This is a genomic window from Chroococcidiopsis sp. SAG 2025 (genome assembly GCF_032860985.1).
Classification (GTDB): Bacteria; Cyanobacteriota; Cyanobacteriia; order Cyanobacteriales; family Chroococcidiopsidaceae; genus Chroococcidiopsis.
This window is the reverse complement of sequence record NZ_JAOCNC010000001.1, coordinates 3952756-3966827: the sequence shown is the minus strand read 5'-3', so window position 1 is coordinate 3966827 and position 14072 is coordinate 3952756. Positions and strand designations below refer to the sequence as shown.

Here is a 14072-nt window from a genome sequence, read left to right as displayed (position 1 = left end):
CAAATGACAAATGACCCATTACCCATTACCCATTACCCATTACCAATCCTCCCATAATATAAGTAGCATGTATGGCGCGATCGTCTCCCATAATGACTAGGGTAAATATTCTTTCTGCTAATTCTTCTAAAGATGTTGGAGTTGCGTCAGAATTACGAAATGCCATTAATGGTGTAGCACGCGGATCTAAGACAATAAAATCTGCTTCTTTGCCAGGGTCAAAATTACCAATTTTATCCTCTAATTTGAGTGCTTTTGCTCCTCCTAAAGTTGCTAAAAATAGTGCTTGAAAGGGTGAGAGTTTTTGTTGCCTTAGTTGAGCGATTTTGTATGCTTCATTTGCGGTTCGTAGGAGAGATAAACTCGTTCCACCACCTACATCTGTACCCAAACCAACTTTCACAGGACAATCTTTTGATTTAGCTGTTCCAATTCTAAATAGTCCGCTACCTAAGAATAAATTTGATGTCGGACAAAATGCGATCGCGGCATTTGCTTGGGATAATCTCTGAAACTCTTCATCAGTTAAGTGAACTCCGTGGGCAAACACAGAGCGATCGCCTACTAATCCGGCGCGATCGTACACGTCTAAATAACCCTGACTTTCGGGAAATAATTGTTTGACAAATGCAACTTCATCTACATTTTCTGATATATGAGTATGCAAATAAACATCGGGAAATTCTTTTAAGAGTCTTCCGGCTATTTGTAATTGCTCGTTGGTTGAAGTTATGGCAAAGCGAGGAGTCACAGCATAAAGCAAGCGGTCTTTTTTATGCCATTTCTGAATGAGTGCTTTTGTTTCTTGATATGATGTTTCTGCGGTATCGGTCAGAAAATCTGGAGCATTACGATCCATCATCACTTTACCAGCGATCGCCCGCAGATGGCGGCGGTTAGCTTCCTCAAAAAAAGCATCTACAGACTCAGGATGAACGGTAGCAAATACTAATGCTGTTGTCGTACCATTTTTCAATAATTCATCGAGAAAGATAGCGGCTACTTTTTGAGCATAGGCTTTATCTTTAAATTTCCCTTCAGTGGGAAATGTATATTTGTTCAACCACGTTAATAATTGTTCCCCGTAGGCGGCGATTATTTCTAGTTGGGGAAAGTGAACGTGAGTGTCAATAAATCCCGGCACTATCAGCATCCCAGGATAAGCAGTTATTGAAATTTCTGGGTATTTATGTTGAAGACTGTCGTAGGTTCCTATTTCTTTAATTTTGCCATCTTCTAAAACTAATAATCCATCAGGAATATAGCGCGCGCTTTCTAATTCAGATATATAGAATGGATCGGCAATAAAATCTAGAAACGAACTACGAAAAGCCTTGAGAGATGACATAAAGAATCTCTGACGAATAACTTCAAAACAGGCGCACAGATGTACGCCCCTACTATCAACTTCTCAAATTCAAACTAAACTTCTCGACTAAAGATTCTCTGACCTTTTGATGTACGGGTTCTACTTCTGCGTCGGTCAAAGTGCGATCGCTTGCCCGATAAACTAATCGAAAAGCCAAACTTCTTTGTCCTGCGGGAACACCTTGACCCCTATACTCATCAAATAATTCTACCGACTCTAGTAGCTGACCACCTGCATGAGCGATCGCCCGTTCTAATTCTGCTACCGAGACATCTACGGGGGCAAAAAAAGCAATATCTCTGTCGGCAGCTGGGTAATTAGAATAAGGTTTGAAGCGAGGAACGAGCATTTCCTCTACATCCAAAGCATCAAATAGCAAATCTAAATCGAGTTGGAAAACATAAACCTCATCCGGTAAACCTCTTTCTTGCCGTAACTGGGGATGCAACTGTCCGAAGACACCTAAGCGGTTTCCTTGCAACCACAAAGAAGCCGTGCGCCCTGGGTGTAAGCGCGTATCTTGTCGGCTGGGTTGATATTCGATCGACAATCCCAAACGCTGAAATACGCTTTCTAATATACCCTTTGCCTCATACCAACTCATCGGGCGATCGCGTCCGGCGCTGACCCATTTACCTTGCGTGGCATCGCCACCTAAAATCCCTCCAATCGCCTCCATTTCATCGATTCCAGCTTCATCTTGATTGAAGATTCGTCCAATTTCAAAACCATTGAGCGCCCCATTTCCCTGTTCCAAATTATATTGGAAGGCATCGACTAAACCAACCATCAAATCCGTGCGTAGGGCTGCATATTCGGCGAATAAAGGGTTAGCCAGCACCACTTGCCGATCTTCCCCTGGTTTCACTAAAGAATAGTGCATTAATTCTGTTAATCCTGCCGATCGCATAGCTTCTCGGATTTGCCGCGTTAGCTGTTGTTCGACCGAAAGAAAGCCAAATTCTGTTGCTTCTGGCAGCGTGGTGCAGAATTTATCGTAACCGTAAACACGGGCAATTTCTTCAATTAAATCGATTTCCCGCTCTAGGTCGCGATAACGATAGGGTGGTACGGTAACGATCCAGACTCGCTCTTTTTCTGCATCTGGCGTGACTTGACAGCCCAACGCCATCAAAATTTGTTGCATTTCGTCCGGCTGCAATTCTCCATCCGTATCGCCAAGATCGACTAAGCCTAAAATTTGATTGACGCGATCGAGGCGCAGTTGGATCGATCGCGATAGCGTACCCATATCCGGTCTGCGATCGGCAATTTGCTGACTTACCGCCGTACCTCCAGCTATTTGCTGGATTAAACTAATGGCGCGACGACAGGCTAATTCTAATTCAGCATAATTCACACCGCGCTCGTACCTTGCCGAAGCTTCTGTACGCAAACCCAAACTGCGCGCCGAACGACGGATCGCCACAGAATCAAATAATGCTGCTTCTAATAATAGATTTTGAGTTGTGTCGCCAACTTCCGTTGCTTCTCCTCCCATCACTCCAGCTAAAGCTACAGGTTTCTCATTGGCTGTAATCAGCAGAGTTTGGCTAGTGAGGTTGCGGTTTTGTCCGTCTAAAGTTTTTAAGCTTTCTCCTGATTCAGCAAAGCGAACGCCAATTGTGAGGGGCGAGGAGCGAGGAGTGAGGGGTGAGGGGTTGGATTCCTCTTTGGTGACTGCTAATAGGCGATCGCGATCGAATGCGTGTAGCGGTTGACCCCACTCCAACATAATGTAGTTGGTTGCATCCACCACATTATTAATCGGTCGCATTCCTGCTGCTTGCAAGCGCTGTTGCAACCATTTTGGAGAAGGTGCAATTTTTATTCCCTCAATCGCAGTACCGATATAAGCCGGACAAGCTTGCGGTTGGAGAACGGCGAGCGCTAATTCTGCCGTTGTTGGAATCGATAAAGCATTTGGTTGTGGTAATCTCAGCGTTGCTCCAGTTAAAGCCGCCACCTCTCGCGCAATCCCTACCATGCACAAAGCATCGGCACGATTTGCCGTTGCTGTCAAGTCTAAAATTGTGTCGTCTAAACCTAGAAGGGGGCGAACGTCATCACCCAACTGTAGGGGCGCACGGCTGTGCGCCCCTACTTCATCAAAAATATGGATACCAGCAGATTCTTTCGATAGTCCTAGTTCTGCTAGGGAACAAATCATGCCTTCGGAACGCACTCCCCGCAGATTGGCAGCACGAATTTTTACGTCAATTTTAGGTAAGTAAGTGCCGACGGTAGCAACTGCTACATAGATATCTGCACGTACATTCGGTGCGCCACACACAATATTTAAAGGTTCGCCTTTGCCAATATCGACCTTCGTGACGCTCAATTTATCGGCGTTAGGGTGGCGCTGACACTCCAGCACTTTGCCGATGACGACACCATCAGCCCAAGTACGACGGTCTTCGATCTCTTCCACCTCGAAGCCAGCCATAGTGAGCGTATGAGCCAACTCCTCTGGAGTCATCGTGATATCGACTATTTCCCGCAGCCAGTTCAAAGAGATACGCATGGAGTGTGTTTGCTTGTTTCAATCGCAGCTCATCTATCTTACAAAATTCTCGATCCAAAACCTACGTGCTTTTACCCCCTAGTCCAACAGCTGGCTAATTGATGTTTAAACAAAACTCACAATTACCAGATATTGCTGCCAATAACTTTAGCAATTCTTCAACGATTCTCCGCAAGACTAACCTAGTAAAAGTCGATTTTTCTTTGAATAATTGATTCAGAGTGTAACAACTCTGTTTACGTCCATTGTGCAACGTCGAGTCTGTTATGAGCTACTGCTTAAATCCAACTTGCCAGTCTCCAGAAAACCCAAATTCTGTCGCACAGTGTCAGTCTTGTGGGTCGCCCCTGCAAAAACTGCGCGATCGCTATCGCGTGACGCAAGCACTAGCCCAAGGCGGCTTTGGTGCAACCTTCTTAGCTCAAGACGATAGTTTACCCGGACAACCCTGGTGCGTCATTAAACAACTACGTCCCTCAATCAACACACCTGATGTTTTGTCAATGGCGCGGGAATTGTTCGCCAGAGAAGCACAGACCCTTGGCAAAATTGGCAATCATCCCCAAGTGCCAAGATTATTAGACTATTTTGAAACCGATCAAGAATTTTATCTAGTTCAAGAATTCGTCAACGGTTTAACCATCCAGCAAGAGATCAAGCGTAAAGGTCCAATGAGCGAAGCTGGAATCAAGCAATTTTTAAGTGAAATCTTAGGCATTTTAAAATACATTCACTCCCAACAAGTTATCCATCGAGACATCAAGCCCAATAACTTGATCCGCCGTAGTGAAGATGGCAGACTGGTATTGATTGATTTTGGTGCGGTCAAAAACCAAGTTAGCAAAACCTATAGCAGCCAAATCGAAAATACCACCCTGACTGCTTTTTCTGTGGGAACGAATGGCTTTGCACCACCAGAACAAATTGCAATGCGCCCAGTCTACGCCAGCGATATTTATGCTGTGGGCATCACCTGTATTTTCCTCTTAACTGGAAAATCTCCTAAAGATTTTGACTATCACCCTTCTACAGGTGAAATGCTCTGGGAGCAAGAAGTCAGAATTAGTCAGCACCTAACGACCGTCCTGCGGAAGATGGTTGAGGCTTCCGTCCGCCACCGCTATCAATCGGCTGATGAAGTCCTGAAAGCTTTGGAGATGGAACCATACTTTGACAGCATCTCGTCTGGGATGGCTACGCAAATTCGCCCGCGCCCTACGAGTACCCCTGCTTCCCAACCTTCTCAATCTTCGCAATCAGTTTATTCTGGGTTGAATTCCCATCAGCAGTACGTAGCAGCATTAGCTCAAAACATTCGGGCGCGGCGCGAGCTGGGTGCTACGACTGGTGTAAATACTCAAATGACTCGCCAACAGCCAGTTGCTGCTAGAGCAAATGCTGTAGCAACCGTAAAAACCCCTAGCCCAACCAAATTAAAATCCAAAGAAGCGGAGCGTTTAGATTCTGGCAGTTTACTGAATGCATACATCAATGGCAGAAGAGATTTTACCTCTCAGGACTTGAGCGCGATCGATTTACGGAGAAAAAATCTTGCAGGTATCAAATGTTACGCTTCCAGGCTCGATCGCGCAAATCTGCAAGAAGCAGTTTTGTGTAACGGTGATTTTGGGCAAGCTTGTCTCAGTCAAGCCAATCTGAGAAATGCCGTATTGACCAAAGCATACATGAGTTATACCGATTTGTCGGGAGCCGATTTACGCGGTGCAGATTTGAGCGGTGCTTATCTAAGCAATGCTAACCTCAGAGGCGCAAATTTGTGCGGTACTAATCTAACTGGTGCGACTCTTTCTGACGATCAGCTGGCGCTGGCTAAGACAGATTGGTTTACTAAAAAGCCTAATAGAAGGGGATAGTTTTATACATTTAACTAGCCTTATCGGTGCGATCGAAACGCTTGTCACTATTAGCTCTAGACATTTTGACTTTTGACTTTTGACTTTTAACTTACTTAGTCTAAATTGCTGCTGAGTAAGCTTCATCCACTTTAAGTGTTGTGCCAGAGATGAATTTGGCATCGTCAGAAATTAGAAAAGCTACCGTTTTCGCTAGCTCGATATAAGTCGCAGGACGACCGTGCATTAGATCTTTTGGTACGTTCCACCCAGTCAGTTCTTCCATACTATCTGCTACAAAAAAAGGGGCAACGGAATTCATCCGAATTTTATCTGCTCTGTAGCGTTTGGCGTACAGTTTTGTGAATCCTTCCATTGCAGCCCGCAACGTACCGCTAAAGGGCGTTCCTAATTCTGGTTCGCGCGAATCGCAAGCTGATATATTGACGATCGCCCCACCTCCTTGTTGTCGCATTGGTTCTGTTACCAGTCTTGCCATGCGGACAACGCTAAGAAACAGCATTTCAAAATTCTCCCGCCACATTTCATCCGTAATAGAAAGCAAATCTGGTCGCGGCGGATCGCCAAAATTATTTACTACGGCATCGATTCGTCCAAATCGATCTAATGTTGTTTTGACTAATTGCTGTAAATCTTCAGGATTAGCGATCGATCCTTGCGTCGCAATTCCGTTTAATTCCGCTGCTAAATCGAATACACTCTCGTTTCGCGCCATTAGGGAAACTTTATAACCCCGCGCTGCTAACTCCCTAGCACAACCTGCTCCAATCCCACGGCTAGCAGCCGTAATTATGGCAACTCGTTGAGTATTCATGACCGATTTAATAAATTTTTTACTTTACAAAGCATCGTACTATCTTCCCCATAATTTTGTAAAGATTTTTCTTTACTTAGTTTTGCTCCCAGGGTTGACGATTCGCAATCGCGCCTGTGGTGTCGATTGCAACCCAAAATCTATCTCAGGAAGAATAGAGAAAGACATTTATCTCTCATATGGTAGAAGATAGCAGCTAACCAAGGTATGCAATAGATACCTCTAAGCATTCCATGCCAAAAGTTACCCGCTCCCAGATTGCTTCCTACGGGGTTGCCATCCTTGTCGTAATGCTAGCTCTGGCGCTCATGCTGGGGTTAGACTCTTGGTTGGGAATGACAAAAACTCCGTTTTTGCTGTTTTATGGGGCAGTAGCGATCGCGGCTTGGTATGGAGGGTTAAAACCTGGAATAGTAGCAACTATCTTATCGATTCTATTCAGTAATTACTTCTTTCACTACCCGACTTATACATTCATAGTTGACCTGCCCGACTTGTTGCGGCTAGGATTGTTTGCCTTACAAGGAGTCATGGTTAGCTATCTGTGCGAGGAGTTACGCATAGCAAAGCACAGAGCAGAGATCGACCGACAGCGGGAACAGAAAGCCAAAGCCCAAGCAGAGGTAATGCAACAAAGATTGGCTTTTTTGGATCGTGCCAACACCGTACTCACGTCTTCCCTCGATTATGAAACAACGTTGCGATCGGTTGTAGAACTAACTATTCCCGAATTTGCCGATCTCTGCACTGTCGATATTCTCCCCGCAGACTTGGCGATTAATCCTCTGGTTGCCGTTCAAGCCAAAGATCCCGATCGAGCAGATTTGGTGCGTCAACTTACAGCTGCCTATCCTTTAGATTTAAACGACCAAGCACACCCAATTACTAGAGTTTTTCAAACAGGGCGATCGGAATTAATCCCTGAAGTCACAGAGGCAAACTATGTAGCTATGGCGCAAGATGCCGAGCAGTTGGAATTTTTTCGGCAATTAAAGATTAAATCTGCAATTTGCGTCCCACTGCTTGCGCATGAGGAAGTGTTCGGCGTACTATCGCTGATGCTGACAACATCTCAGCGTCATTACTGTAACGAAGATTTAACCCTAGCTGAGGAATTAGGGCGGCGAGTCGGGTTGGCAATGGAAAACTCTCGCTTGCATCGCCAATTAAAACAAGCAATGCAACGACAAGAAGCAACCCTGGCATTGATCGATACTTGGTTGGCTAGTTCTCCTGTCGGTTTAGCTTTTTTAGATACCAATCTTCGTTACGTCCACGTCAACCAAGCCTTGGCAAACATCAATGGTATCCCTCTCAACGACCACTTCAATCGCAGCGTGCGAGAAGTGCTACCAAAGTGGGGTGATATGCTAGAACCATTTTTGCGGCAAGTGTTGCAAACGGGAGAGCCACTGCTTAACCAAGAACTCAGCGGTGAAACAAACCTCCCAGGAGTTTATCGCCATTCTCTAGTCAACTTCTATCCCGTTTGTCTGGCAAGCGGTCAAACATTGGGTATAGGTGCAACTGTAGTCGATATCACTCAACTCAAACAAACCCAGACATCGCTAAGTCAACGAGAGGCAGAACTCAGCCTCATTACCAACACCGTTCCCGCATTAATTGCCTACGTCGATACCAACCAGCGCTATCGCTTTGTAAATCGCACCTACGAACAATGGTTCGGTCATCCCGCTACAGAAATTTGTGGCAGGCATATACGGCAAGTCTTAGGCGAAGCTGCTTACGAGAAGATTCGCCCTTATGTAGAGCAAGCACTAGCAGGGCAAGCAGTTAGATACGAAAGTCAAGTTCCCTATCAAGATGGCGGAGTGCGTTACATCGAAGCAGTTTATATTCCTCAGTTCGACAGTCGAGGACGGGTAGAGGGATTTGTCTCTTTAGTCAGCGATATTAGCGATCGCAAACGCGCCGAACTAGAGCGCGATCGCCTGTTGCAGCAAGAGCAAGCGGCACGTCAACTCGCAGAGTTAAATATCCAGCGAATTTACCAATTACAAAATTTAACTGCTGCTCTAGCTCAAGCATTGACGACAGAGCAAGTCAGAGAAATTTTACTGCATCAAGGACTAGCTGCCTTCAATGCCACAAGAGGCTGGATCGGCGTGCTGCACGAAGATGGTAAGACAGTAGAGATTGTCTGCTCGATTGGCTACCAGGAAGAAGAAATTGCCTCCTATCGGCACGTACCGCTAAATTCGTCACTTCCCCTTACCGATACAATCCGCACGGGGGAAATGGTCATAGCGCGATCGCCTGCTGAATATCAACAGCTTTATCCGAGTCTTGCAGACACATATATTGCTTCTGGTTCTCAAGCAATTGCCAGCTTACCATTGACAATCGAAGGACGAACGATCGGTTCTTTAGGGCTAAGTTTCAATCAGTCCCGCGATTTCGATCTGGCGGAACGTGCTTTTATGATAACTCTAGCGCGGCAATGCGCCCAAGCTTTGGAGCGATCGCGGTTGTACGATGCTGAAAAAGTGGCAAAAGAGGCAGCAGAATCCGCAAATCGCATTAAGGATGAATTTTTAGCCGTACTATCGCACGAATTGCGATCGCCCCTCAATCCGATCCTCGGTTGGGCAAAATTATTGCGATCGCGTCAATATAGTGAAGCAGCAAGGAACCGCGCCTTAGAAACCATCGAGCGCAATGCTAAACTCCAAGCCCAACTCGTAGACGATCTGCTTGATGTCTCCCGCATTCTCCGAGGCAAACTCGCATTAAAATTCGTCCCGGTGGATCTCATCAGTACGATCCGAGCTGCCATGGAAACAGTGCAATTAAGTGCTGAAGCGAAGCAGATTCATTTAGTTTTTGAGGGAGCAGGGAGCAGTGAGCAGGGAGCAGGGAAGAGAGCTGAGGGAGAAAAACGAATCCAAAATCCAAAATCTAAAATCCAAAACTTCCCGACTCCCACTCTCCCACTCCCGATTCCCCTAGTTCTAGGGGACTCAGGACGATTGCAACAGGTAGTCTGGAATTTGCTATCTAATGCGGTTAAATTTACTCCTGCTGGCGGACGAGTCGAGATTTCGCTCCAACTTCCGAATCCCGACTCCCACTCTCCCACTCCCGACTCCCAAAAATCTGTCCAAATCCAAGTTTCCGACACTGGCAAAGGTATTAGTCCTGATTTTCTACCTTATGTATTCGACTACTTCCGCCAAGCCGATAGCAGTACAACTCGGACTTTTGGCGGATTGGGTTTAGGACTGGCGATTGTACGTCACTTAGTAGAGTTACACGGTGGTACGGTTGGGGTAGATAGTCTCGGTGAAGGACGGGGAACTACATTTACTATGACATTGCCTTTATTGGAAGGGAGCCGGGAGTCGGGAGTCGGGAATCGGGAGATGCATCACTCGCCATCCCAAACTCAGCAATTACTGTTGCAAGGCGTGCGCGTACTAGCAGTAGACGACGATCCAGATATGCGAGAGTATGTGAACTGCGTGTTACAACAGCATGGAGCAAAAGCAACGGTCGTGAGTTCGGCAGAAGATGCATTAATGGCTTTGTCTCAACAAATGCCGGATATCATTTTGAGCGATATCGGGATGCCACTGATAGATGGTTACATGTTGCTAGAAAAAGTCAGAAGTCTGGTACAGTCCCGATCGCTGTCAATTCCTGCAATTGCCCTAAGTGCTTATGCTGGAGAATACGACCAACAAAAGGCACTCGCCGCAGGATTTCAGTTGCATTTGCCTAAGCCTGTAGATCCTGATGAATTGGTGAAAGCGATCGCGGAGATTGTCTCGACAACTCGCTCCTGCGATCGCTCCTAACGCAACAAATAATTCATCTCGATTACGCTATTCAGTTATTATGCGTGTCGTTTTTGATGCCAGTTCCAAGCATGGCTGATAATTTTATCTATCTCTGGATATTGGGGATTCCAACCCAGAATTTTTCTGGCTTTTTCACCACTACCGACGAGTGCGGGCGGATCTCCAGCGCGGCGATCGCTTTCCACAACTTTAATTTCTCTTCCCGTAACTTGCTTGGCAGTATCGATGATTTCTCTAACTGAAAAACCATTACCGTTACCTAAATTAAAAATTGTTGAATCTCCACCTTGTAACAGATATTCCACACCCAGAATATGAGCATCGGCTAAATCGCTAACATGGATGTAATCGCGAATACAAGTTCCATCAGGAGTATCGTAATCAGTACCAAAGATTGAGACAGACTGGCGTTTACCTAAAGCTGTTTGCAGTACCAAAGGAATTAAATGAGTTTCTGGATCGTGGTCTTCTCCTAATAATCCGGTTGGATCTGCACCAGCAGCATTAAAATAGCGAAAACAGACAGATTTGAAGCCATAGGCAACATCAAAGTCAGCTAAAATTCGCTCTACCATCAATTTAGTCGCACCGTAGGGATTAATTGGACTTTGGGGATGGTCTTCGGGAATCGGTACTGTTTTAGGTACGCCGTAGGTAGCGCAAGTAGAAGAGAAGACGAATTTATCGATCGATGCAGCCTGCATTGCCTCTAGTAAGGTAAGCGTGGCAACGACGTTATTACGATAATATTTATCTGGAGTCGTGACAGATTCGCCCACATATGCATATGCAGAAAAGTGCATGACAGCGGCGATGTCGTACTTAGCAAATAATTCGTCTAATAAGGGGCGATCGTTAATATCACCAACAATCAAATCCACCTGTAAAACCTGTTCGACCAAATCGCGATGTCCGTACACAAGGTTATCGAGAACGACTACACCGTATCCAGCCCGTTTGAGTGCTAATACTGCATGGGAACCAATATATCCCGCTCCACCAGTAACTAAGATTGTAGGTTTTACAGACGACATTCTCTTCTCCCCTTTGCTCCAACAATCTTTTAATTTAACTGATTATTCAGTTGTCAGTGCTGAGGATTTGTCCTGCGATTAAGTGAAGTTGAGGAAAAGCGATAGATGCGATCGCACTATTTCCTTCAAACACATTTTCTTCGTAAAGTCCCTCCACCAGCGTTAGCACCGTAACTCGATCGAGCTGCGGATCGACAATCCAATATTCAGCAATTCCTCTGGCTGCATATTCCGACCGCTTGTAGCGGTAATCTCGATCTGCGTTAATTTTGCCAGGGGAGACAACTTCAACAACTAATGCTGGTGGTGGCATATCTGAAGTAATAGTCGATCTCGTTGCGCCTTGTAAGATGGTTGCTAGTTCCTCTGTCAACACAACTAAATCGGGGATGCGGGTAGTAGAACGGAAACCACTGACAACACTCTCAACTTTGTTGCTTAATTGGACGATCGGAACGAACCGGAGAAACTGAGTCAGCAAAAACAGCGAGATTTGGACGTTTTGAGGACTTTCTGGTGGCACTGCTACTAACTCTCCTGCCACCAGTTCGTATCGATTGTCCGTGCCGTCATCGTAGTTGAGATATTCTTCAAGAGTCAGTCTTCTGGTGGCTGTAGTCATAAGTTACCGAAAATTGCGATGCATCCAATCGGCTACTTCTAATTTAAACATCTCAAGTTCCATCTTGTAGTATTTATTAGTCCGTCCGATTGGTGTCATTTCCAATCTTTGCATCACGCGGATTGAAATTGTATTATCTGGTCTGGCAACTGAATAGATTGTGGGTAATTTTAGAGTATTAAATCCATAGTCAAGAATTGCCTCTGCTGCTTCCGTAGCATATCCATTCCCCCAAGCAGACTTCTTGAGATGCTAACCAATTTCATAATCTTGCGTCCATTGTTCTACTTCATCTCGCAAGGGAATGAGAATAATTGTACCGAGAATCTCTTGATTTTCCTGATTGAAAACCGCCCAAAAACCTCCGCCATTGAGTTGAGTCGATAACGATACCCATCGCTCCAGTAGTTTAACTGCGTCTTCAACACTATTGGTTTTCGTAATCAGAAATCGCGTCACTTCTGGATCGCTATAGATCTGAAAAGCCGATCTTGCATCCTCTTCAGGAATCCAACTACGAATGATGAGGCGATCGGTTCTCGTTCACTACGGTTCAGTTAAGGCTCAAAGTGTTGTAAATTAAGCATTGTTCCCAAGAATGGAAAGTGAGTGTAGTGCATCTGAAGGATTTCTCATTGTTGTCTCCTACGATACAAAGTAGTGATGTGTTCAAAGCGATAGAGGCAGCCATCCCATCCACGGAGATCGAGCAAGCGATCGCTAAAACTAAAGTTTGTGAACAACGTAAACGCTCGTTACCAGCACAATTGGTAATTTGTTTGGTAATTGCGATGAGTCTGTGGTCACGAGATTCGATGAGAGATGTGCTGAAAAACTTAATTGATGGGCTGAGCGAAGCATGGGTGAAAGTGGGGAAATACTGGCGAGTTTTTTGTAAATCAGCAATAACGCAAGCCCGACAACGATTAAGTCCAAGGGTGATGAGTCAATTGTTCCATCAACTGGTGCGACCAATGGCTAGCACCGATACCAAAGGAGCATTTCTCAATGGATTGCGAATTGTGGTAATTGATCGGACTTGCTTCGATCTGCCAGACAGCGATGAAAATGCGAGAGTTTTTGGTCGTCCGAGCAGCCGTCCTGGCACACAAGCCGCATTTCCCAAACTGCGATTAGTCATTTTGGTAGAAGCAGGAACACATTTAATCTTTGATGCATTGATGTGTCCATATCGAATAGGAGAACGAGTGCGGGCATTAAGATTATTACGCTCCGTGAGTTCAGGGATGTTGTTGATGTGGGACAGAGGGTTACATTCTTATGCAATGGTGCAAGCAACTGTCACAACTGGTAGCGATTATTTAGGAAGAATTCCCGCAAATGTCAAGTTTTTGTGCGAAGAACCACTGGCGGATGGTTCTTATCTGAGTTGGATTTATCCACCTGCTAAATTCCGCTCAAAAGCTTGCCAGCCCATACAAGTCCGAGTGATTGAATACACAATTGGTAATACCGACAACCCAGAGGAACAACTAAGATATCGCTTAATTACCAGCTTATTGGAATTGGAGAAATTTCCGGCTCAACTACTGGCGATTGAATATCATCAACGCTGGGAAGTAGAAAATACTATTGATGAACTCAAAGTACATTTATCAGGACGAAAAACTCATATTCGCTCTCAAAAACCGCGTGAAGTTGTGCAGGAAGTTTACGGGTGGTTGTTAGGACACTGGGCTGTGCGGTTATTGATGTTTCAAGCTGCAAAGAGCGCGGGTATCACTCCTTTGCGTCTGAGTTTCACTGGGACATTGCGAGTTATTCGTCGTGCTATCCCGAAATTTCAACGCTTGCAATCACAAGAACTCCCCTTTTTTTAAGTTGGTTAACTGTAGAGATTTTAGACACTCTGTTACCTGAACGAGTTTCTCGTACCAATCCCAGAGTTGTAAAAAAACCTGTATCCAAGTTTCGCTCAAAAAAGCCAAGACATCGAGCCACCCCCTCCCGAACCAATCCTCCTATTTTCTTTATCCTCAGCACAGCGTAGCCT

At 45.3% G+C, this 14072-nt stretch carries 8 protein-coding genes and 1 pseudogene; 3 read left to right on the top strand and 6 right to left on the bottom strand.

The window, feature by feature from the left end:
* Positions 1-25: 25 nt before the first annotated feature.
* Together guaD and pheT are read right to left on the bottom strand one after the other, a co-directional pair.
* The gene (guaD, locus tag N4J56_RS19160; RefSeq protein ID WP_317107888.1) at positions 26-1348 is read right to left on the bottom strand and encodes a guanine deaminase; all 1323 of its coding nucleotides are present in this window, start codon (positions 1346-1348) and stop codon (positions 26-28) included.
* Between the two features lie 55 nt (positions 1349-1403).
* A complete protein-coding gene (gene pheT, locus N4J56_RS19155) occupies positions 1404-3893 on the bottom strand; it encodes a phenylalanine--tRNA ligase subunit beta (protein WP_317107887.1) in 2490 nt (829 codons plus the stop codon).
* A gap of 266 nt (positions 3894-4159) precedes the next feature.
* Here pheT and N4J56_RS19150 point away from each other — a divergent pair, with 266 nt between their 5' ends.
* Positions 4160-5767 carry a serine/threonine-protein kinase gene (locus N4J56_RS19150; RefSeq protein ID WP_317107886.1) on the top strand — a complete coding sequence of 536 codons (1608 nt, stop codon included), beginning with the start codon at positions 4160-4162 and terminating at the stop codon, positions 5765-5767.
* Between the two features lie 100 nt (positions 5768-5867).
* Here the strand turns inward: N4J56_RS19150 and N4J56_RS19145 are convergent, their stop codons facing one another.
* Positions 5868-6581, bottom strand: a complete 714-nt coding sequence (locus N4J56_RS19145; protein WP_317107885.1) for an SDR family oxidoreductase — start codon at positions 6579-6581, stop codon at positions 5868-5870.
* Between the two features lie 233 nt (positions 6582-6814).
* Between N4J56_RS19145 and N4J56_RS19140 the strand changes: the two genes are divergently transcribed.
* The gene (locus N4J56_RS19140; RefSeq protein ID WP_317107884.1) at positions 6815-10399 is read left to right on the top strand and encodes a PAS domain-containing protein; all 3585 of its coding nucleotides are present in this window, start codon (positions 6815-6817) and stop codon (positions 10397-10399) included.
* 38 nt (positions 10400-10437) lie between these two features.
* On the opposite strand, the gene galE is transcribed toward N4J56_RS19140, so the two are convergent.
* The 3 genes and pseudogenes from galE to N4J56_RS19125 all read right to left on the bottom strand — a co-directional run bounded on the left by galE (position 10438) and on the right by N4J56_RS19125 (position 12580).
* Positions 10438-11436, bottom strand: a complete 999-nt coding sequence (gene galE / locus N4J56_RS19135) for a UDP-glucose 4-epimerase GalE (protein ID WP_250013187.1) — start codon at positions 11434-11436, stop codon at positions 10438-10440.
* A gap of 46 nt (positions 11437-11482) precedes the next feature.
* Complete coding sequence (locus N4J56_RS19130) at positions 11483-12058, bottom strand: Uma2 family endonuclease (protein ID WP_317107883.1); 576 nt, start codon at positions 12056-12058, stop codon at positions 11483-11485.
* Positions 12059-12061: 3 nt separating this feature from the next.
* Positions 12062-12580 (bottom strand): annotated as a pseudogene (locus N4J56_RS19125) (GNAT family N-acetyltransferase).
* 182 nt (positions 12581-12762) lie between these two features.
* On the opposite strand from N4J56_RS19125, the gene N4J56_RS19120 reads away from it, so the two are divergent.
* Positions 12763-13899 (top strand): IS4 family transposase, encoded by a 1137-nt coding sequence (locus N4J56_RS19120; RefSeq protein ID WP_410500401.1) that lies wholly within the window; start codon positions 12763-12765, stop codon positions 13897-13899.
* The last annotated feature ends 173 nt before the right edge of the window (positions 13900-14072 follow it).